Genomic DNA, 21891 nt, shown 5'->3' with positions numbered 1-21891 from the left:
GCTGATAGATACCAGTGAGGATTTCAGATGTATTAAAAAGCCCACAAATGAGTGGGCTAAAATTAAAATAGTGGGATTTAAATAAAATAACTGGTTTTGGTCATCAACTTGGAAATGCCTGTCATGGCGATCTTAACTGGAACGGGTAGATCTACACCGCCAGCATTTAACGCTGTATCCCGATGATGCAGTTCATCTTCATTCATCTGTTCTAGAATACGACGAGAACGTTCATCCTGCGGTGGCAACTGGCTAAGATGATGCTGTAAATGCATGCTGACCTGACGTTCTGTTTCAGCCACAAAACCCAGACTGTATTTATCGCCTGCGATTCCGGCAATTGCACCCATACCGAAGGAAAGACCGTACCAGACCGGATTGAGCAGACTGGTATGGCTATCCAGTTCTTTTAAGCGGTTTTCACACCAAGCCAGATGATCCTGTTCTTCAATCGCTGCCTGTTCCATTTCGCGACGTACATTCGGGAGTTTCGCCGTCATCGCCTGACCATGGTACAGCGCCTGTGCGCAAACCTCACCACTATGATTGACCCGCATTAAACCTGCCACATGACGTGCATCACTGACGGTTAACTGTGTTTCTACCGGTTGGGCCGGATTTTCACGTTGGGCCGAAGTCGTGCCCGGGACTAGACTGCGTAATGCCTGGTCAAAAGAGTGAATCAGTTTATCGAGACCTGTATATTGACGCATGAATTAATCCTCCAAGGGCGCTTTTGCAGTTTTGATCATTGGTTTCAGCCGGTAAAGTAGCCAGAGAGTAAACAGGCCGCTTAATACTGCGGTAATACAAAAAAGTATTTTAAGATCAAGCTCTAAAACACTTAAAATAATAATCGAGAATATAGCAGAAGATACCATGAAAACGGCATTCAGAATGTTATTTGCTGCAACCACACGCGCACGATGTGAGCGGGGAGAATGCGCCTGCATCATGGCATACAGCGGTACAATATAAAAACCGCCGCTAATTCCAAGTAAGGTGACGGCCAGCATCACATGATAATAGCTCCAGCCTTGCTGAAAGACATCTGCCAAGCCGATTAATGCACCTGTACGCTCCGGAACAAAGGCCAGACTCGCGGCCAGATACAGGGCAAAGATCACCAGACCGATCGCGCCAAAAGGCACCATCTTGATATTGACCTGGCTGCCACCAATTTTACGGCATAAGTATGAACCCAGACCAATTCCGACAGAAAAAAAGGTTAAGAGCAGACTGGCGACATTTTCAGATGCATGCAGATTTTGTAATGTCAGCTGAGGAATCTGGGTCAGATAGGTTGCACCATAAAACCAGTACCATGAGTTGCCCAGTAAAATTGTAAAAATCAGAGGTAAGCTTTTGGCATATTTCAAGGTCTGCAAGCTGGTGCGGAAGAAATTCCAGTCAACTTGCAGCTCAGGCGCGGGAATACTTTGTTTCAGGATATAGCGACTGGATATATAACCAATCAAGGCGATGCTGATGATGGTTAAACTGATCCAGATCAGGTGACCAGCAGACGCTGCAATAACTGCGCCACCCAGAATCATACCGAACAGGATTGCCAGAGAAGTTCCGGACTGGAACAGGGCATTACCGGACATCAGTTCATTCGGTTTTAGGACTTCAGGTAAAATGGCATATTTGATCGGGCCAAAGAAAGTGGACTGGGTGCCCATCAAGAATAAGGCAAATAACAGAATCCATAAATTACCCAGCAGGAAACCGATAGTTCCCAGCAACATGATGACAATTTCCAGAAGCTTGAGATAGCGAATCAGCTGTGAACGTTCGTATTTGTCGGCAATCTGACCGGCAGTGGCTGAAAAAATAAAATAAGGCAGAATAAATAGTAATGCCGCCAGATTATTCAAGGTGCTGATGTTGGCTGATTGCTGTTGAATCCAGCCATAAGTGATGACCAGCAGTAACGCCTGTTTAAATACATTATCGTTTAATGCACCAAAAAACTGCGTCAGAAACATCGGTAAAAAGCGCCGAGAAGCTAACAAATGTTCATTTTTGTTCATATAGGCCGTGCTACATTAAGTTTTATTAAGAAATGTCAGTTATGCGTAAACATTGAGAAAAATCATGTAAGATACTTTCAGCCATGTAAAGGTAAAAACCAATTAATTAAGCTCCTTAGCTTATATTTTTCGGTCAAATAATCAATTAAAGAATGTATTCGTTTAGAGTTTGCTATGCCTGCAAAGAAAAATTTTAAAAAAACGATGCTAAATCGCAGTATGGGGCCTCTCATACCACAGCATAGTGGTATGCAGCTGTGTATGAGCATCTTTTTTATGATGTTATCCCATCAGAGCATGGCACAAACCGAACAGCCAGAAACACCCGTAGCCATTTCTCAGGCAGAAATGGTGGACGAGCTATCTAAAGAAGCGATTCGTCAGGGAGTGGCCACGTCTGAAACTGAAGCAGAAGAAAAAATCGAAGAAGCCTTGGAGCCGGAAGTACCAGTTGACAGCATGTTGATGCTGGAACAACAGCAAAATGCAGGATCTGGTCTGGGCGAATTTACGCCGATCGAGTTTGATGATCTGGAAGATCTGCCAGTACAGACTATTGATCAGAACATGGTCAATGAAATTTATCAGGTAGCCGAGCAAGCCAAACAGGAAGCACAAAACTATCGCAATACTCAGACCAGCGAAACGGTGGTGGCTGATATCAGCCAGCAAGAACTGCTGGAAATTAATCAGGCGCCGGTTAATGTCGATCAGTTGATGCAATCGATTCAGGCAGACAGCCAGATTATTGTAAAAAATAATGAAGCCGGATTGACCTTGCCAGAAGTGCCGGGTCAGTTGGTTGCTGAGGATGATAAACGTCCAAATCTGTTCAAACGGCTATTTTATAAAATCCGTCCTCCACGTCAGATCATGACCGCAAGAGTTCCTCGAATTAGTGCAGATGTGGTGATCATAAATGGGCAAGGTGTGGCGCAAAGCAACGGTATGCTGAATCGTAAAGATGTACCTGAAGGCCATCTGAATTTAAGAAATAATGTCAAAGCCAAATTATCCAGTTTTACCCAAGAGTCTTTTGGCGACTTTAATTCGGCTTTGCCGCAATTACGCACCTTGTCCAGACAGGCAGCGCAGGCAGTGGGTTATTATAATGCCCAGTTCAGGTTTGAAAAAATCTCTGACAGCCGGGTTCGAGTTTTTGTGACCCCGAATGAACCTGTCCTGATTAGCAGTCAAAATATTGAATTTACTGGAGAGGGCGCCGAACAGCCACAATTCCAGGTCATCAGTCTTTTGCCTGAACAGGAAGAAGGCGATATTTTCAATCATGGCAATTATGAAAAAACCAAAACACGGATTACTACTGCAGCCAATAACAATGGTTATTTTGATTCATTCTGGCGTCTGCATGATGTAAAGATTGCCCAGCCACAAAATACCGCCGATGTGAACCTGCGTTTTGAAACCGGCGAACGTTACAAGCTGGGTAATGTCGAGTTCAGAATGAGTGATCCTGAAAAGGAATTTCCGCTGGACCGAGACGTACTGGAAAGTCTGGTCACCTGGACAGATGGTGCAGATTATACCTTCTGGCGGGTCAATAGCCTGGCCAATAACCTGACCAACTCGCGCTATTTTAACTATACCCTGGTGGATGCGATTCGCCCTGATCCTGTTGACAGGGAGCTGGAGCTGGCACCGGATATTCAAAGCCTGATAGAAGAGCAGAAACTTTCTGAAGATCAGGTGACTGCGACACAGCCTGATCGCTCAGTGGCATCTGCTAAAGAAGTCACTCAAAATGTCGTCGATGAAGACCAGTTTGCCGGTAGCCGCGATCAGGAAAATCCAAATTTAAGAAGCTTGCGGGTCGAGCAGCAGACCAAAGAAAATGAGCAGGAGCGTTTAAAGGCACAAGCGCGGGAAGAGAAGAAAGTTCCAGTGATTGTGACTTTAAATGCAGACCGTTTAAACAGTGCTGAACTGGGTCTGGGTTATGGAACAGATACCGATATACGCCTACGTGGTCAGTACCGCCGCGCCATTGTAAATAAGCGCGGACATTCTTTTGATGCCAACCTCGAGTTGTCCGGTATCCGGCAGTCCATTGATGGTCGTTATAACATTCCTTATCACCATCCGCTGAATGATTATGTCAGTATTGTCGGTGGTTATGAGCGCGAAGAACGTGATGGCGTGGCTCAAGGCGAAGGTCTGCAAATTGAATCGGCAGTGCTGGGTGTAGACCGGATTATTAAAAACCCGCTGGGTAACTGGCAGCGTACTTTTGGAGCGCGTTACCGTCTGGATCGCTTGAAGCAGAATGGTTCTGTTGATTTTAACCAGATTCCGGAAGCGTTTCGCTTTAATACCGAAGATGAACAGCAGTCGTTACTGGTCGGTTATGAAGTTTCACGTACCGATACCGATCGTCGGGTCAATCCGACCAAGGGTTTCAAGCAGACCTACAAAGTCGAGCTGGGTAGTGAGGCGTTATTGTCTGATGCAGATATGGCGATTGTAAATGCAGGCTGGCGTTTTATCTATTCATTGGGTGAAAATGCAGATCATCAGTTTGTTGGACGTGCCGATGCCGGTTATATCTTCACTGAAGATTTTGCCAAAGTGCCGTATAACCTGAGATATTTCACCGGTGGTGACCAGAGCATTCGTGGTTTTGATTACAAGAGTCTTTCTCCGGAAATCGAAGGCTTTAAAGTCGGTGGTCAGGCCTTAGGGGTTGCTTCCTTAGAGTATAACTATCAGTTTAGGGAAGGCTGGCGTGCTGCGGTTTTTGCAGATGCCGGAAATGCTTATAATAAAGAGTTCAGTAATCCGACCGAATATGGTGCGGGTGTGGGGATACGTTGGGCCTCACCGATTGGACCGATTCGTATCGATGTGGCGACTGGATTGTCTGATGACAATCACCCAATTCGTCTGCATTTCTTTATTGGTTCGCAGTTATAAAACATCATTTTTTAAAAATAGTTATTTGGGTACATCATGGTCGAGAACCAACCACAGCCAGAACAACAACCACAAGATAGCGTTGTGCCGAAAAAGCGCCGTATATTGAGAAGTATCCTATTGTCGGTACTTTTCTCACTCATTTTCCTGCTCTCTGTGCTGGCGCTGCTGTTTTCGACCAATCAGGGCAGTAAGTTCCTGCTAGATCAGGTATTACAACGCCAGCAAATTATTCATTATGAATATGAAGGCGGAAATTTATGGCGTGGAATTATTCTTAAAAATGTGCTGGTCAGCCTGAAACCGGTCGATGTCAAAATTGATCGTGCTGATGTAAAGCTGGGCTGGCGCGCGATTGTCAAAAAAGAAATTCATCTGACTGAAGCAGATGTCCGTAACCTGCAAATTATTAATAAAACTGCGTCTAGCAGCGAACCTTTCAAGTTCAATGCCATCCGTTTGCCTTTTGTGCTGCGCGTCGATCATCTGTTGCTGGATCATTTGGTCATTAAAACCCAGACCACGGCAGTTGATTTCTATAATATTGAATTAAATGAGGCGCTCTGGTCTGGCACCGAATTAAATTTTGAAGATTCCCGAATGGATATGGGCTATCTCTCGGTGCGTGAAGCGACGGGTAAAATGCAGTTTGAAGGCAAATATCCACTGGATGCCCGCGCAATCGTCAATCTGCCTTCTTTAAGAGACAGCTTGAATATTCATGATATTCAGGTTCGGGCACGTGGAACACTGGACACGATTCAGGCTGGCGTAGCGACCAATACGCCTGATTTATTAACCGGTTGGGTTATTGTACATCCTATGCGCCCTCAGGTACCGATGCGCGGCGAGTTGAAGTTCAAGGATTATCACTGGCCTATTCTAGCCGAACAGAAACTGTTTACCAAAGACGGCATTGCCGAGTTCAATGGTGATATCCAACGTCTAGATCTGAATGTCCAGACTGACCTGATTGGGGAAAATATTCCGCAAGGTCAGTATAGTGCGGTGATGTATACCGATCTGGTCAATCAGCTGAATATTACCGATCTGAATGGTCAGTTGATGAAAGGTGCAGTTAGCCTTGCCGGGACAGTAGGCTGGAAAGACCGGGTCAGCTGGGATCTGGCTGGGCGTTTGAACGGGATTGATCCCAAGCACGAGCGCATTCCGCAAGTCGTACAAGATTTCTTGCCGCCAAGTCTGGATGCGAATATTGCTTCTGCGGGTAACCTGGAAAATGGCTTGCACCTTACCGGGCTGGTTGATTTCGACCGTTATGAAAGCTGGAATCTGAAGCTGGATCAAAACCCGGTCAAAGGCAATAAAGTACAACCGATGCTGTTAGATGTTGCCTGGAAAAATATTGATCGCGCCGTACCTTATGTGGGCTGGCTCAGCAGTGAGTCTGGCGATGTCAAATTGGCATTGGTCGAAGGTCAGCAGAATATTCATGTGGCGACTAAAGTCGAGCAGCATGAAGAAGGACTTCTACCTGCAGGCATGTACCAAGCCAAGCTCAATCTGAACAAAAATATCCTGAATGTCCCAAGCTTCAATTACAGCGCCAATGCACAGGCAGGTAGCTTAAGCGGTCATGCGCGAATTGAACTGCCACAAGAAAAACGCCAGTTGAAATGGACTGCATTATTAAACGCCAAAGACTTAAATACCCGAAGTCTGGCTGCAGCTTCACCGATAGACCGTTTAAATGGTCAGATCAAGGCAAATGGCTATGCACAACCCAATCAGCAGATTATTAAACTGTCTAATGTAGACCTGACTGGGCGCCTGGCAGAACAGAACGAAACAGTACGTCTGATCGGTAACAGTACCATTGCCTTATTATTCCATAATGAAAAAGCCGGCGGTGGTTTTAGAGGCTATGCAGTCAATTATGATGGAGCTTTAAATGCCAGTCAGTTGCAAGCCAGTCAGGGAATCCTGAAACTGCGTGTTTCAGGTACACCAGAAGTATTGAGAGTCAATGAATTGCGTCATGATGGTATCGCTGGCAAGATTAATGCCAATGGTCTGGTGAATCTGGCAAATGGTATTGGCTGGGATATTAACGCTTCATTAATCCGCTTTAAGCCGCAATATTTTAATGCCAACCTGAAAGGCGAGTTGTCGGGCAATGTAAAAACCCAAGGGGTTTGGTCAGATGCCTTAAAACGCATTCAGATCCAGCGTTTGAATCTGGCCGGTATGTTAAATAACAAGCCGGTACGAGGTACAGGTAATTTATCAGTCGTTATTAATTCAAATCAGCGTGGTTTTGTCCCAGAGCAGTTTGAAGCCAATAACCTGTTCCTGTCTTATGCCAGCAACCAGATTCAGGCCACTGGCAATGCGCAAAATCTGCAACTCAAAGTCAACGCACCAGCATTGTATGAGTTATATCCGGGCTTAAGAGGTCGTGCGCAGGGCTATATCAATGTGCAGGCGCAGCCACGTTTGCAGGCTTCGGCAAACCTTTCGATTGATAATTTTGCCTTTAAAAACCTGTTTAGCGTGCAGAAAGTTCGTGTTCGCGGACAGTTGCCAACATCGCAAAGCACACCAACTTTATTAACCGCGACAATGGATCGCCTGCGTAGCGGTTCACGCGAGATTGTACGCGGTGAGATATCACTGGCCGGTACCCGGGCTGCACACATTCTTAAAGTTCAGGCAGAAAACCGCCTGTCAAAATTCTTTGTACAGCTCGCCGGTGGCTTTAATGCGCAAAATAACTGGCTGGGTCAGATTCAAAAAGGTGATTTCGACTCTTTACGTGCCCGTCTGGTGCAACGTCAAAATGCAGCAGTGATTTATAACAGTGCTCAATCGGATCTGTTTGTTGGTGCCCATTGCTGGATGAGTCAGCAAAGCCAGTTGTGTTTTGATCAGCCGATTCGGGTCAACAAAACCCGTGGCAGTGCCTCTTTTATTACTCAAAACCTTGATCTGGAAGACTTCAGTGCATTCTTGCCTGATGGATTGGCGTTAACAGGGAAAGTCAATGGTTATGCCAAGGCTGCTTGGGCACAAGGCGCCAAACCTAAAATTGACGCACGTCTGGTGACGCGTAATGGTGTGGTGGGCCTATCTTCTGAAGATCCGGATTATTTGGGTTCTACACTGAAATATGATGAAGTCGGTTTGGTAGCAAAAAGTGTGGCAGATGGCTTGCAACTTCGGCTAGATGTTAAAACACCGGATATCGGAACCGGCTATGCCAATGTCATCATTGATCCATATCGTGACAGTAAACCGATGCGTGGTGAAATTGCCTTTAACCAAGTACAGCTCAAGGTCTTTAAGCCATTTATTCAGGACATCCGTAATCTGGACGGGATCTTATCTTATGCTGGAAAAATTAGCGGAACTTTAACAGATCCTTTGCTTGAAGGTGAGGTTCGGGTCAAAGATGCGTCGATTAGCATGATCTCCTTGCCGATTAATTTGACCAATGTACAGCTCTATTCATCCATACGTCAGAATTCAGCCAGCATCAATGGCGCATTTAACAGTGGTCGTGGTGTGGGTAAATTAACCGGATCGGTCGACTGGAAAGGCGATCCGCGAGTGCAGTTAAAATTGCAAGGTGACAATCTGCTGATTCGTCAGGCCCCATTAATTACCGCTGTGGTGACACCTGATTTGACTCTGGACATGTATCCATTTAATAAAAAACTGAGTCTGAGTGGCACAGTTGATGTACCGCGTGCGCTGATTTCAATGCCTGAAGCCTCAGAACCTGTAGTCGGTTTATCTTCAGATGTTCGTGTCGTACATGAAGGTGATGATCAGCTGGCGATCTTGAAGTCTGCACGTCCTTGGGATATCCGGGCAGATGTTGCTGTTTCTTTAGGTAATCAGGTGATTTTCCAGGGCTTTGACAGTCGTATTCCACTCTTGGGTCGAGTCAATCTGTCACAGCGTGGTCTGGAAACTGCAATGCGTGCCAATGGTGCAATCGGGGTATCACAGCGGGTGAAAATCGAAGCCTATGGCCAAAGTCTGGACTTGAATCGTGCTATCGCGCGTTTTAATGGTGAACTTACCAATCCGACACTGGACATTGATGCCAATAAATCGGTTCAGGGTAGTACAGTCGGGGTACGGGTAACAGGGACTGCATCGAGTCCAAGTATTCAGATTTATAATGATGCGGGCCTGTCAGAACAGGAAGCCTTAAATGCCTTGATTACCGGTCGTGTTAATGAGGGTGTATCTGGTTTAAGCCAGGCTGAAGGATTTAGGTCCGATGTGAATAATACGATCGCTGCTGCGGGGATTAGTTTGGGCTTGGGTAGCACCCGCGCGCTGACCAACCAGATCGGGCGCAGTTTTGGCTTAACTGGTCTAGCTCTGGATGCTCAAGGTACAGGAGATGATACCCAGGTTTCTGTGACTGGTTATATTACGCCTGATTTATATCTCCGTTATGGAGTCGGGGTATTTACACCGGTGAATAAGCTCACTTTACGCTATCAGGTAAATCAGCGCTTGTATCTGGAAGCGAGTCAGTCTTTAGAACGTGCGATTGACTTGTTCTATAATTGGCGCTTCTAGTGGTGAGAAAGTGTAGTGTGATGCAAGTTGTTGTTATAAAGTAATTTATTATGCATCACGTCTACACTAAAAAATAACGTGTAGACTATATGTAGACTGTTGAGTAATTTCAGGCTTAAAATGCAAGTGTCGAATTTGTAAATTAAGCTTGAAATGAAACTCAACAAATCTAATGTTGATGCTATTGCATTGACCGAAAAAGGGCAAGCCATCTATCGCGACTCAGACCTGATTGGTTTTGCAGTCCGAGCCACTACCAAAAGTAAATCTTATATTGTCGAGCGTCGGCATGCTGGAAAGTTATTCCGTGTGACGCTGGGTAAGACCAATGAGATTACACCTGCAGAAGCTAGAAAAAAGGCTCAGTCTATTTTGGCTGATATTGCCAATGGTGTTTTTGAGAAAAAGAAAGATGCCTTAAATAATGAGATAACCTTAAGCCAGGCTTTCGACCTGTACCTAAAGCAAAGAAAGTTAAAACCGCTTTCTGTGAATACCTACAATCACTGCATCAATACCTTCCTTCCAGACTGGAAAGAACGGCCTATATTTGAAATCAATAAAAAGGATGTATTTGACCGGTTCATTAAGCTGACAGAATACAGTCCCACTCAAGCCAATCTTACTTTAAAAATGTTCGGGTCCATCTGGCGCTTTGCTCAAATCCATTGCTCTACCGATGAAAACCCAATTCTTAAACAAAACCCGGTTGACGTGATTCCTGCAAAACGTGGCTGGAATAAAACCAAAGCACGTACACGCCACCTGGATGAAAGCAATATCCACACTTTTTACAATGCGGTCCTGAATTACTTTACTGAGCGCTCCTTGTATGAAGATGCTTCCAAGAATGCTACTCGTGACTTAGTGTTATTTATTATGTATACCGGGTGCCGCAGAAACGAAGCCCAAACCCTGAAGTGGGAAAATGTAGATATCGAAAAGGGCTTATTTGTATTCAAGGACCCAAAGAACGGTGACGACCACTTGTTACCAATGGGCGACCACTTATTTGAAATTATCAAACAGCGTTATGAGCTGCGAAGAAATGATTATGTTTTCCCGGGTTCCAATATGACATCAAATGCAAAGCATATTGCGGGCGCTCAAGGCTTACTAAGAACTATTGGTGAACAGACTGGTATCCAAATTTCATTACATGATTTGCGTCGAACCTTTGCGACGATCTGCAATAATTTGGACTATGGCCCATATACCATTAAGCGACTACTCAACCATAGATCTGGGGCTAAAAATGATGTGACTGGTGGTTATGTGCAGGTATCACTCAAAAAATTACGGCTTGCAATGAATGACATTGAAGCCGTGTATCAAGGTAAGCTCAACTGCTTCGATTAAGAGGCAAGTTGAGCTGTATTCATTACTGTTTGTCGCTCTTGGTAGGCTAGTACGTCTGACTTCTTGTAGGTAACACATCGACCAACCTTAGTGTAAGGGATTCCGCCACCCACACAACGCAAGCGCTGCAAGGTGTGGATAGAGCAGGAGAGGTAAATTGCTACATCTTCCTGCGGAAATAACTGTTGATCTGATGCAGCAAGGAAGCGATCTAAACGCATATCTTTATCTTGCTGCGACATTTCATTTAGCTTAATTTTCACTTTTCACCTCCATACAACTTTCTACGTCTGCGATGGCTATCTTCAAATCAACAAACCACAAACAGTTGTCCTCACTGTCTTTCAATTCAATCTGTTTTTTAGCGCTATCTAAGCCTCCAGCATGTTCAACCAACTCATGACTTTCGACAAGGCGTTTTAGATCGTTAAGAGATACAAATGGGCAGTTTTCCGTTGGCTCAATTGCGATAAATGTATACTCCATCATATCTGGTAGATAAACATCCGTTTCTGGATAATCAATCCAGCAATCAACAATAAGCTTTGCCGCTTTAAGGCCTTTATTCTCCACAAACTCATTTGCTTTCATGACACCTCTCCCAAAGCCTTTACCACGCCATACTGATCAAACTCCGCGATATATGACGACAGCATGTGGTAATACAGGTCAGCATTGCTATTAATCTCAAGAATCACGCCAGTACCATTGTTCACGCGCTGCCTTAAAGTTGCTTCCAGCTTGCGAACAAAGTCACTGTGCAAGTGATGTGATTCACTCGCGATGTGATACAAAGCACCCGTTTCACCTGCATTTAAAACCAAATTGAAAGGCTTATCCTTGTGCAGCTCATCAATGATGTAGTTGGCCACAGCAATGTTTGTTTGTTGAATTTCAGTCATTAGCTGGATCCTGTGCTTTGATTGCAAAAAATTCATTAATCTCGCAAGCCAAACTATGCGCATACCCTCTTGCTTCAAAACACTCAGGGCATCCATATTGTTCTGCATAGTTTGCCATGTGGCCCCATTGGCTCATTTGCTCAGCAGAAACCAAAACAAACCCTTCCGGCACCGCTTGGGCTTTGGCTGCTTGCCACATCTCAAAAGAAACCTGCACATCATCCAGTGCGTATTGGTCGTCACAAAGCATAAGAGTGCTTAGATCACCATGGGCTATGTAGTAGTCGGTTTGTTTAAACTCACATTCAAACGCTTCTCTTTCTTTCTGCAAATCCATCACGCCACCTCATAGAAGCGCTTAGCTTCATCAAAATCAGAAGTAATTAACTCAGCACCATCTTTGTAGCAGTGCACGATTTCACCGTACTTAAATACTTGTTCGGCTTGCTGCATGTTTTTGCATTGATACATTGGCTCTTTAAACCAGGCTTCCGTATAAAACATTTGTTCCTGATGTTCTTCAGCTGTGCCTTCCCACTCTTGAACCTGAAAGTATTCATCAAATGATTCAATCATGAACTCATTACCTTCAGCTTTAGTCATAGCTCTGTAGCGAGCCAAAGCACGCTCAGCAATTTCTTTTGATGCAGCAGGTGACTGTTCATGCGGACTATCATCTTCAGGGCAGATTCCTACGCACCACAATTTATTCTTTTCCATCACGCCACCTTCTTTAATTTTCATGCTGCTTTACCTCGCAGTGCTTTTTCGAGATATGGATCCAAGTCATCCTGGCGCAGCAGCCACGAAACATAGCCAGCATCAAGATCCTTAATTAAAGTGCCCTTATACTTGCCAAAATTGATGCGTTTCGGGATTCGTGCAGTTTCTGACATTAGATAAAGTGATTGCATATCTTTGATTGCAAGCCTTTCAACAATTGCTTGAAGAATCACACCAGTAAAATAGATGTCAGCTCTAGCGTTGTGAGCATTGCGCAGGTGCTTTCGGGCTGCCTGCTTATCACTCATGACAAAGTAGTACAAAGCGCCAAGGGTGTGAGTTTCCAAATCACCCCAGATCATGCGAGCAAGAGCGAGTGTGCAGATACCTTTTGCTTTAAAGTCAGGCTGACATTTTTGAACAGCCTCAATGTCATAATTGATATTGTGACCAATCAGATATTCGACATCTTCTGGCATACAGAAAGTGTCGTAAGATGGCTTTTCCGCAATATCTACTTCAAGAATATGATGCACTGCCATAGCGCCGAGGGAGATCAGCTCAGGGCAAGAGAAATACTCATCAAAAACCTGATCCTGATGAATCACCAACACCCCTTGCGCAAAAGCGCAAGGTGCGAAAGCGATTTCAATTGGATAGCCATTTAATGTGTGGGTTTCGGTATCCAAAATTAGTGCTTTAAGTTCAGTCATTAGCCAATCCTCAATACGGAAGATCATCAAGGTAAGAGGGGGCATCCAATACAGGTGGTACATCATTGGCGTATCCACCTTGATCATAGCCACTCTGATTAGAGCCGCCATTCTGACCATACCCACCGCCATAACCGTTGTTTTGGTTTTGCTGGAATCCACCGCTATTTTTAGGTTTGCGCATAGTGATTGGGTTTGCCATCAATGCAGCAAGTGATTTTGGTAGTGCTTCTGGCGTGGTTTTCCGATCAAGAATTTCTTTGGCCATAAGCTCACTTTGAGCATGAAAACAAGAGAAAAAATTCATCTGGTATTTCAAATCACCACTGTCATTTTTGTAGTTTTCGCGCTGAAGTAACAGCCCAATTCGCTTGCCCGCAACCTCAGGAGCCACAACACAATTTTTCATGACGCGCTCTTTGAGGTCGAAGTCGTACTTTTCGAGCTGCTGATTCGTTGGAGTGAGTCCCCGTACACCCACACAAGCAAGCAGAGCATTGATCTTGTGAACACCACCTAATGGAGTGCCGTCTTTCTTTTCAGTCCAGACGGTGAATGACGCAGACTCCTTATTGTCCGTTTCAAACTCAACTTCAAAGCCAGTTGTGCCAGATTTAGCAGTGATGAATTCCATGCTTTTGATAACGCCAACATACTTACCAGCTTCTTCGATACGATTGCTACTGTCCGCTTGTTTTGCAGATTCAGGGTTAAAGCCAAATTGTTTGTATTGCTGAGTCATGATGATTTCTCCAAGAGATTAAATTAAGGATTTTGAGCAGATTGTTGTTGCTGTTGAGCGTTTTGAGCTTGCGGCATAGGCAAGCCATAAAATTCGCATATCGCCTGATCGACAAGGTTTAAGTCATTTTCAATGTGATCAGAATCAAACATATCCATAGGTGATTTAACGGTTGTGTTGCCGTTGTTCTTAGTCACAAATAGGTTTTGATCATTAATTACAGCTGTCTGTAGGCAGATAGTGACCATGCCTTCTAGGGTGATTTTTTCATCGAGCATTTTCCCGATGGTCTTAATCTTGGTCTTACCGTGCTGGTCTTCTTCGGTGTGGCTTAGGATGTAGACACGTTTTTGCGGATGAGCATTATTTGCTTCGGTGATGATGTTCCACGCATTGAAGCCAATTTCTGTGAACTTATCGAAACCACGTTCAGTGCTACGACGCATAAATTCATTTGCCATCACATACTGAAAGTCATCAATAATTATTATTGGGCGACGAGTCATGCGGATGTGCTGAATGATTTCTTGCGGATTGTCAGACACAAGGATTGAGCCATTTGGGTCTTCAGCAGTGATGTACTTCCAGTCTGCTGAACGGAAAGGCAAAGGTTTTCTAATCGACTGGATCAGCAACACGCGACGCGGATTAAGGTTGCGAAGGCTGGTTGACTTACCAGAGCCTGATTGTCCCAGTATAAAAATAGATGTACTCATTATTCATTCCTCATTATTCGGTATTCAGTATTCATTCGGGGTGCCGTAAATAGCATCTAGCTACTAACGCGCTTTGTTTTGATGGTTATTACGCTTAAAGTTCTTATAGTCTTCGGATGCAAAGAAGCCAGTACTTTCCAAAACTTGATGACGCTTGTTCTTTCGCATAGCAACACGCGCATTTTCCAACCCATCTAAAATCCATTTCGGAGTAAGGGATTTATCCATCTTCCTCAATGAGCCGTCCGGCTGAATGGAATAGATAGTTGTGTTGCAGAAATAGTCAGCAATAGTTCCTGAGCTTTTGACACGTAGAGCGAAATAGCTCACACGCGTTTTACCCACTCGATATATTTCAAGTCCTTCGAAGGTCTTGATGTATTCAGAGAAATAACGATGAGTTGAGCCAAATTCTACTGGCATTGGAACTATAGGTAGTTCATCTGCTTTGAATTGCAGGAAACCGGTGTAGAGGTCTACAAAATTAATTTGAGTTCGATCATTTAGAGGAGACCAGTCATCAGAGCCGCATTCACACCAGTAGACCGATTGACCATTCAAAAGCGCCTCAAATATTTGATCAGCAGAATTTAAAATCATGACTGAACCTCCACCAGACGGTGCTTCATGATGTAGCCGGCGATCATTGAATTGATTTCGCGGTGATCCTGGTAATCAGTGAAGTCGTTATATGGATTGCCATTAGCATCGAACACCTTGATTTCACCTAGTTCAACGACTTCTATATTTGTGAATTCGGAACCTGGTACACCGTAATCATCCGGGTGTGCTTCAACTTCAAATGAAGTGATTTCCAAACGGAAACCATCCAGATTTACGACAGCTTCACCGTGTACATGGTCGAGCATCTTTAAAGAGACGATTCCATATTCAGATTGAATATTTTGAGCTGGTGCTACCTGGTCAGCACCAAAGTCAGCAAGATGAGCAAATGCCAAGGCGCTTACAGTTAAGGCAGCGGTAAACAGAGTTACCTTGAAGCTATTGTGTGGAGTTAATTTTGTGTTCATAATAATTTCACTCAGTAGGGTGATGGGTCACGCTCCAGGTTGCTCGAACAACGCTGGGGCTTCTTTTTACTTAATAATTAAAGCATACTTTAATAAATGAGTTATGTAAAGCATACTTTAATTATATTTATAAACTTTGCTTTAATTTATGCTTTAATAGACAAAAGAAAACCCATCGCAGGGATGGGTTGGATGGAGTTTGTTATGGATAAGCTAAATTACTTGGCAGTAGAAAGCCTGCAGCATGATCCGCGTGCTCATATGGTTAATCGTTTAATTTTTAATGGTCTTACAGACGCAGAGGTGCTGATTAGTGTTACTGATAAGCTCTTAAATTTTATCGGAGAAAGTGGATTGTTTGATAAAGCCACACAGGATGAAAGGGCTTTATCAATCTGGCGCAAGGATATGGTTGATCGCTTAATGCTTCAAGGTCTTACAGACGCTAATTTAATTATCGATACAGCAAACCAGATTCATGATTTCTTGATCTCTGAGATGCTGAAAGATCAAAAGAAAGCAAGAGAAAGCTTTAACGCTCAACAGGGAACTTAAACACATCAACTCCGTCTTTAAAATAAAAGATATGGTAGGTGTTTGTTATTTTTCCAACATACTCTTGAACTGCTGCAAGTGCATGGGCTGATTTGTTTAGGTCAAAAAGAAAAGCGTTAGGTGCAATTTTTTGAATCGACTCAAGGGAGTCTTTTGAAAGATATTTCATTTCTGAATCAGGTATATTTTGACCGTTAATTATAAGCAAGGCTTTCATTCTTTTCTCCACCCGATCCAAGAGCCGCTCGGGTATGCGGCTTTTTATCAATCATTATTAATAGATTTAATTAAGACTTTATCCTGATACATTTTTTCATCTGCCTCTATGATAGCTGCTGATAGACCATATGTTGGATTTCGCATTGCAAGACCAATTGCCGCACTAACTTCAGCTTTCGCAAAAGCATTTTGAATTCTTGTTACAAGCTTCTCAGCATTCTGCAGATTAGTTTCGATACTGAGTACGGCAAATTCATCACCACCTAGGCGAGCAATAATATCATTGCTACGTACTATGCCTTTTAAAGCTACAGCCATTCTTTTGATCAGCTCATCACCAGCAGCATGTCCTAGATTGTCATTAGTGATCTTTAGATCATTTAGGTCAATCATAAGCACAGCAGTAGGGTGACCATATCGCTTACACCGTTCTTCTTCTAACTCAACTAATCGATCCCAAGCACGACGGTTATAAAGTCCAGTCATTGGATCAGACAATGCTTCCATTTCAAAGCGTTCAGCTTTACGTATGTGTTCGGTTGCTCTTAATTCAGCTTGAATCGTGTAACTAAGCACCTTTCCTATAAGATCAAACAATGGAGCATCCTCAACAAGGACTTTAGACTGAGGTTCGGGATCAATTGCACAAAGAGTGCCAAACAAGGAACCATCTTCTTTTAAAAGAGGTTGACCGATATAGGCTTTAATAGTGACAAGTTTATTTATTGGTGCATCTGTATAAACTTGAACATCGGGCGAGTAAGGGGCAATGCGGGGCGCATTATTTTGTACCATGTGTGAGCAGAACGAATCTGCCCATTGAAATACTTGTCCTGGCTTAACGTTATAGCCATTATCTTCACTTAGTAACACAATCCAGTCATCACCTTCGGTACGGGTAATCATCCATAACTTAAATCCAAATCGTTGAGATAAGAATTTTAAAATAGCTTGGCCAGCCTCTTCGAAATTCTTAAAGTTAATATTATTCATTAAGTTAGTCCGTATTTGTACTAAGAGAGATATGGAAAAACAATTTTTAGACTACAGCGTCATATATTATAATTTTAAACTGATAGGAATATTACTTCATATAATAAAAAGACAACCCACCACTGGGGTGGGTTGCCCTAGAGCAATAATCTTATTTTTTGTATTCAGTAATACTGATAGGTTTGTCTTTCATAAACTCTACAATACCTTCACCAGCTTTGAAGTGAATTGAAACACCATCATTATTGGCTAAACGCATACCACTTCCTGAAATAGCTCGCTTAAGGTGATAAACCTTGCCAGAATTATCTGTCATTTCTGCAGTTTCAAAATTATCCGAAGATTTCAATTCAACTGTAAGATCCATTGGACCAGTAAAGTTAATTACCTGAGTTTCAGCCGGAGTATTGCTCACAACTTTTTCTTGTACCACTTCGTTTTTTGGATTTGAAGTACAGCCAGTAATTGCTAATCCTAACAATGCTGCACCTAACAAATATTTCATTGATACTTACCTTTCTATTTATGAATCATAGGTATCTTTATATTAATTGTTATAATGTAACATTTAAAGATAAGGTTACACTTACCTTACATAAAGAAAACCCGCGGATAGCGGGTTAGTGATGCTTTACTTAGTTATTACAGACCCGGTCATGAGAGGTCTTAAGTCTAATATAAAGATTTAATATTTCAGAAGTAAGAAAGCTTGAGCACTGAATAGCATCTTTCTCTTTGTAGTTATCCTTAGTCACTAGTACTTAATCTTTAAGCACTCTGAGACAACCTAACTAAACTCAGGCCGCCTCAGGTTTCTGTATTTAAAATCCTTCGTAATTACAGACTTCTATGCTTGAAATAAAATCGAGAGGCATAGTCAATCTCTCAGCAGTAATAGTTTCGAAATGAACCCAGATAGCAGCTTCTCTATTCTCAAAACCAATACTTACAATTTTCACTAAATCATAAGGTTCAGCATTATGGGTCAGAATAATATTGTAAAGTTGATCTGAACGTACGTAAGAGATAAGCATTTGATGGATTGCCGCTTGTTCATCACTACTTAGTTCACTGTATTTACTTAGTTTGGGTAAGCCATATTGCGTATTCACTTCAATCCTTATTGATCTTAAGTTTTCTGTAGAAAACGGCGATTCTATCAATTTAGACAAAGCTGAATATATTGGCTTTTGTTAATTCTTTCTTATCAACCATCTTTTGGCCAATTTTCCTTCTTCAGCCAACAAAAATTGATTGAGGGATTTATAGCGCAGAATACTTTTCTAAAAATTCATCTATCCATCCTTGTGCCACTTCAAGATTGGTTATGTCATTCAGCTTTAGATTCGTTTCTTCTGCTTCGTTAAAGCCTTCAATAATAGCTTCAAAGATATTTGCCTCACTAATGACCTCGCGTGCTATTTCAGCAGCGTCATAGCTTTGCTTGGCCTTCTTAAGCGAAGCTATTTGCTTATCAACCCCTTCACCAATTTTACCTAATGCCAACTTAAACTCTTGACGATTAATTGTTAGCGCAGTTTTGGATTTATTAAGTGTTGCGATCATTATGCTTTCCTTCTTTTTTGGGGAGCTACCATATTCAACATCTTGATAAAACCTAAGCCGCATATAGCGGCTTTTATAAATATTTATTGACTAGGGGCACGCTTGAAATTCTCATCATTCATGCAGTACTCAAGACTATCTCTAAGAATACCCACCATTCTGTAAATATGTTCCGGCTTTTCTAGAAAAATTTGTCCATTATTTTGAAGTTCTAGACCAGCGCGCTCAAGCTCAGTTTTACGAGATTCATCTATTGATACATTGAATTGAATTGTAGGACGCTTACGATTAACATCGTATCTAAACAACCATCTGTTTGTTTTATTTTGATATAGAACAGAGTAATAGCTCTCAGTATCACGCCCTTCAATCTCAACTTCTGGGAATAACTCCGTCACAATACGCAGTAAATCTTGCTCATCCTTTGTGGTGATGATTTTTTCATTGTCGGGATGCACAATAAAATCGGACTCTGGTATTGCTTGATTCACTTCAGGCTGATTTTCAGTTGGTTTCTGCTCAATTGGCTGTGCGGTAATAATTGTTGGAGAGGATAGGCCTTTAACGACTGTATCACTAATAGCTTGCTGTACCGCTTGCTGAACAAATGGCTGTATGGATTCAAGAAACTTAGTATTTAATTGGCGTTGTATGCTTGCTTGTTGTGCAACATATCTTACAAAATCAATATCAACCTCATTAATACTTTTCTTAATTACAGTTTTAAATTGCTGGATATATTGATTTTCTTCTGCAAAAAATCTTAACTTTTCCGCATGAAAATTGTCATGTTTAAATTCCGCTAACTGTGTCAGATCTTCAGGGTCAGCTTTTGTAAAATCAATTGTTAGAAATGGCTTTTCATCCATAACATTAGTGTTGATTAGATCTGTAAAAAATCTCCACTCACGACCATTTGTAATAGCACCAATAGTTACACCTAGGCTGCTGTTAAAATACCTTGATAGTTGTGGTGCATGATTGGTTAGATTTGCAACATAAGGCTTGGCTTCAATAAACATTACAGGCTGACCATTGCAATATAGTGCGTAATCTACACGCTCAGTTGCCTTAACTCCCGGGAAATCAGCTGCAAATTCCGCAAGAACTTTTGTGGGATCATATGGATTAAAACCCAAAATATCCAATAAAGGTAATATCAGCGCTTGCTTCGTGGTCTCTTCCGTTGAGCAGTGGACACCTACTTTTTTTACATGTTCAATATGATTTTTTAATCGTTGTACAAAATTATCCATAGTTTCCCCCTGGAATATTATCTTTACCTTGATTGGTAAATTACTTTTAATTAAATTTTTCTATACAACCCGACAACTTTACCTACTAGGCGGCAATCTTCTGTCAGTTTAATAATTTGCTCAGGCCAATCTGGATTAAGTGGCTGAAGGTACTTATCGCTGCCTTCAATAATTAGCTTTTTAAACGTAGCCTCACTCTCACCACAGCAGGCAATAATCACTAAATCATCGGTATGTAAGTCGAAAGTTTGAATATCAGGATTTACATAGATACGATCACCTGGCTTAAAGTCAGGCTTCATGGAATTTCCAACCACTACTAAACCATATCCATTTTTTCCACATTCTCTTATTGGCGGAAGATATTCATCCACTTCAACATCTTTAAGCACGGTTTCAATAGGATCAAATGAACCAGCAGCTACCCATGAAATAACAGGTACAGGAAAACCTTCCATAGGAATTTTTTGAGATAGATCGATATTGTTATCAAGTTTCTGATCACTTGATGCATCAAGCATTCCATACTTAGGATCACCGGCTAACCAGTGGGGATTCACACCTAAAAATTGAGCAGCTTTAGCATTTTTAAAGCTATCAAGCGACTTTGTTTTTCCATTAATCCATTGGCCTACCGCAGCTACAGATGCTTCGCAATACTTAGCCATGGCCGCTCTGTCCAGTTTCTTAAGTTTATTCTTGGACAAAAAATGAGATATGGCCTGATTGATCCGATCCTCAAGAGTACTCATATTAAAATTCACTTTAAATTTAAAGCCAGCTTACAACAATATTAATAAAGCTTGCTTGCAAAAATATATTAAAGTACACTTTAATAATAAAGCATACTTTCGAGATTGAACATGAGAGTACTCATCAAAACCAGTGACGCTCTTGATCATTTTAAAAATGCATCACGCCTAGCTGAAGAAATTGGCATCACTCCCCAAGCGATTAATCAATGGGGTGAATACATCCCAGATCCTTCTGTTGGAAAAATCATGGCTGTTATACCAGGGATTTCCTACAAGATTGTTAGAGAAGTACCCACGCCATCGCGATTAACCGCTTAAATTAATTATTAAGCATTTGATTTTAATTAAATACGTTCGAAGGAAGGGAAAATGAACATAACAGATGCAGCGTACAACACAGTTCGTGACTACCCAGGTGGTTCAGCCTCATTAGCTCCACGTATGGGAATCAAAAGCCCCGCTGTTCTAAACAGCAAGATCAACCCAAATACTGAAACTCACCATCTAACACTTGCTGAGGCTTCTAAATTGATGGCTTTGACTGGTGACTTTCGTATTTTGCAAGCATTAGCTGCTGAGCATGAAAAGGTTGCAATTAACCTTCCCGAAATCCCTGAATGCCGCGATATGGCGCTTACAGATAAGGTTTTGTGCGTCGGGATGCGTGGCGGGGATGTGATGAGTACGTTTCGCGAGATTATGGCTGACGGCCGCATCACTCCAGGTGAAGTGCGTGATATGTCAAAAGTAATTCACCAAATGCACGTTGTTTTGGCTGAGCTGGATAAACAAGTCCAGGCTTGTATCAATAACCCAGAAACAGAAAAAGCCTGA

25 protein-coding genes are annotated in these 21891 nt (G+C 42.5%); 6 read left to right on the top strand and 19 right to left on the bottom strand.

The window, feature by feature from the left end; genetic code table 11:
* Window positions 1-77: 77 nt before the first annotated feature.
* Window positions 78-713: a 2-polyprenyl-3-methyl-6-methoxy-1,4-benzoquinone monooxygenase gene (gene coq7 / locus NI469_RS00410; RefSeq protein ID WP_004278762.1), complete on the bottom strand. Its 636-nt coding sequence runs from the start codon at window positions 711-713 to the stop codon at window positions 78-80.
* 3 nt (window positions 714-716) lie between these two features.
* Entirely contained in the window at window positions 717-2036 is a 1320-nt protein-coding gene (locus NI469_RS00405; protein WP_253174206.1) for an MFS transporter, read from the bottom strand.
* Window positions 2037-2210: 174 nt separating this feature from the next.
* On the opposite strand from NI469_RS00405, the gene NI469_RS00400 reads away from it, so the two are divergent.
* The 3 genes from NI469_RS00400 (at window position 2211) to NI469_RS00390 (ending at window position 10886) form a co-directional block, all read left to right on the top strand.
* Window positions 2211-4967: an autotransporter assembly complex protein TamA gene (locus NI469_RS00400; RefSeq protein ID WP_253174205.1), complete on the top strand. Its 2757-nt coding sequence runs from the start codon at window positions 2211-2213 to the stop codon at window positions 4965-4967.
* A 36-nt stretch (window positions 4968-5003) separates the two neighbouring features.
* Entirely contained in the window at window positions 5004-9527 is a 4524-nt protein-coding gene (locus tag NI469_RS00395; RefSeq protein WP_253174204.1) for a translocation/assembly module TamB domain-containing protein, read from the top strand.
* 153 nt (window positions 9528-9680) lie between these two features.
* Window positions 9681-10886 carry a tyrosine-type recombinase/integrase gene (locus NI469_RS00390; protein WP_253174203.1) on the top strand — a complete coding sequence of 402 codons (1206 nt, stop codon included), beginning with the start codon at window positions 9681-9683 and terminating at the stop codon, window positions 10884-10886.
* Here the strand turns inward: NI469_RS00390 and NI469_RS00385 are convergent.
* The 10 genes from NI469_RS00385 to NI469_RS00340 form a co-directional block, all read right to left on the bottom strand.
* Window positions 10883-11149 (bottom strand): helix-turn-helix domain-containing protein, encoded by a 267-nt coding sequence (locus tag NI469_RS00385; RefSeq protein WP_233945241.1) that lies wholly within the window; start codon window positions 11147-11149, stop codon window positions 10883-10885. The genes NI469_RS00390 and NI469_RS00385 overlap by 4 nt on opposite strands.
* Window positions 11139-11477, bottom strand: a complete 339-nt coding sequence (locus NI469_RS00380) for a hypothetical protein (protein WP_253174202.1) — start codon at window positions 11475-11477, stop codon at window positions 11139-11141. The genes NI469_RS00385 and NI469_RS00380 overlap by 11 nt, the downstream gene beginning before the upstream one ends.
* Complete coding sequence (locus tag NI469_RS00375) at window positions 11474-11788, bottom strand: hypothetical protein (protein WP_253174201.1); 315 nt, start codon at window positions 11786-11788, stop codon at window positions 11474-11476. Before NI469_RS00375 ends, NI469_RS00380 begins: the two co-directional genes overlap by 4 nt.
* Entirely contained in the window at window positions 11781-12125 is a 345-nt protein-coding gene (locus NI469_RS00370; protein ID WP_253174200.1) for a hypothetical protein, read from the bottom strand. The genes NI469_RS00375 and NI469_RS00370 overlap by 8 nt, the downstream gene beginning before the upstream one ends.
* Window positions 12125-12508 (bottom strand): hypothetical protein, encoded by a 384-nt coding sequence (locus tag NI469_RS00365; protein WP_253174257.1) that lies wholly within the window; start codon window positions 12506-12508, stop codon window positions 12125-12127. The genes NI469_RS00370 and NI469_RS00365 overlap by 1 nt, the downstream gene beginning before the upstream one ends.
* Window positions 12509-12528: 20 nt before the next feature.
* Window positions 12529-13224, bottom strand: coding sequence for a 3'-5' exonuclease (locus NI469_RS00360; RefSeq protein WP_253174199.1), 696 nt, complete (start codon window positions 13222-13224; stop codon window positions 12529-12531).
* Window positions 13225-13234: 10 nt separating this feature from the next.
* A complete protein-coding gene (locus NI469_RS00355) occupies window positions 13235-13966 on the bottom strand; it encodes a hypothetical protein (protein WP_253174198.1) in 732 nt (243 codons plus the stop codon).
* Between the two features lie 23 nt (window positions 13967-13989).
* Window positions 13990-14682 carry a P-loop NTPase family protein gene (locus NI469_RS00350; protein WP_180096499.1) on the bottom strand — a complete coding sequence of 231 codons (693 nt, stop codon included), beginning with the start codon at window positions 14680-14682 and terminating at the stop codon, window positions 13990-13992.
* A 63-nt stretch (window positions 14683-14745) separates the two neighbouring features.
* Window positions 14746-15282, bottom strand: a complete 537-nt coding sequence (locus NI469_RS00345; RefSeq protein WP_253174197.1) for a hypothetical protein — start codon at window positions 15280-15282, stop codon at window positions 14746-14748.
* On the bottom strand, window positions 15279-15713 hold the full coding sequence (locus NI469_RS00340) for a hypothetical protein (protein ID WP_253174195.1): 435 nt from the start codon (window positions 15711-15713) through the stop codon (window positions 15279-15281). Before NI469_RS00340 ends, NI469_RS00345 begins: the two co-directional genes overlap by 4 nt.
* 96 nt (window positions 15714-15809) lie before the next feature.
* Here NI469_RS00340 and NI469_RS00335 point away from each other — a divergent pair, with 96 nt between their 5' ends.
* A complete protein-coding gene (locus tag NI469_RS00335; RefSeq protein WP_253174193.1) occupies window positions 15810-16268 on the top strand; it encodes a hypothetical protein in 459 nt (152 codons plus the stop codon).
* Here NI469_RS00335 and NI469_RS00330 read toward each other — a convergent pair.
* The 7 genes from NI469_RS00330 to NI469_RS00300 form a co-directional block, all read right to left on the bottom strand.
* The gene (locus NI469_RS00330; RefSeq protein ID WP_168377703.1) at window positions 16246-16485 is read right to left on the bottom strand and encodes a YegP family protein; all 240 of its coding nucleotides are present in this window, start codon (window positions 16483-16485) and stop codon (window positions 16246-16248) included. The two genes, NI469_RS00335 and NI469_RS00330, sit on opposite strands and share 23 nt — an antisense overlap.
* Before the next feature lie 47 nt (window positions 16486-16532).
* Complete coding sequence (locus tag NI469_RS00325; RefSeq protein ID WP_253174192.1) at window positions 16533-17480, bottom strand: sensor domain-containing diguanylate cyclase; 948 nt, start codon at window positions 17478-17480, stop codon at window positions 16533-16535.
* A 151-nt stretch (window positions 17481-17631) separates the two neighbouring features.
* Window positions 17632-17985, bottom strand: a complete 354-nt coding sequence (locus NI469_RS00320) for a hypothetical protein (protein WP_005262268.1) — start codon at window positions 17983-17985, stop codon at window positions 17632-17634.
* A gap of 316 nt (window positions 17986-18301) precedes the next feature.
* On the bottom strand, window positions 18302-18592 hold the full coding sequence (locus NI469_RS00315; protein WP_253099069.1) for a hypothetical protein: 291 nt from the start codon (window positions 18590-18592) through the stop codon (window positions 18302-18304).
* 151 nt (window positions 18593-18743) lie between these two features.
* On the bottom strand, window positions 18744-19046 hold the full coding sequence (locus NI469_RS00310) for a hypothetical protein (protein ID WP_253174191.1): 303 nt from the start codon (window positions 19044-19046) through the stop codon (window positions 18744-18746).
* A gap of 83 nt (window positions 19047-19129) precedes the next feature.
* Entirely contained in the window at window positions 19130-20302 is a 1173-nt protein-coding gene (locus tag NI469_RS00305) for a type I restriction endonuclease (RefSeq protein WP_004893819.1), read from the bottom strand.
* Between the two features lie 50 nt (window positions 20303-20352).
* A complete protein-coding gene (locus NI469_RS00300; RefSeq protein ID WP_016807135.1) occupies window positions 20353-21054 on the bottom strand; it encodes a S24 family peptidase in 702 nt (233 codons plus the stop codon).
* A gap of 111 nt (window positions 21055-21165) precedes the next feature.
* On the opposite strand from NI469_RS00300, the gene NI469_RS00295 reads away from it, so the two are divergent.
* Window positions 21166-21375, top strand: a complete 210-nt coding sequence (locus tag NI469_RS00295; protein WP_004893824.1) for a Cro/CI family transcriptional regulator — start codon at window positions 21166-21168, stop codon at window positions 21373-21375.
* 51 nt (window positions 21376-21426) lie between these two features.
* Window positions 21427-21891, top strand: a complete 465-nt coding sequence (locus tag NI469_RS00290) for a phage regulatory CII family protein (RefSeq protein ID WP_004646421.1) — start codon at window positions 21427-21429, stop codon at window positions 21889-21891.

It is taken from the genome of Acinetobacter lwoffii (assembly GCF_024129735.1).
In the GTDB taxonomy this organism is placed as follows: domain Bacteria; phylum Pseudomonadota; class Gammaproteobacteria; order Pseudomonadales; family Moraxellaceae; genus Acinetobacter; species Acinetobacter lwoffii_H.
The sequence above is the reverse complement of the archived record's forward strand: the minus strand, read 5'-3'. Positions and strand labels throughout refer to the sequence as shown.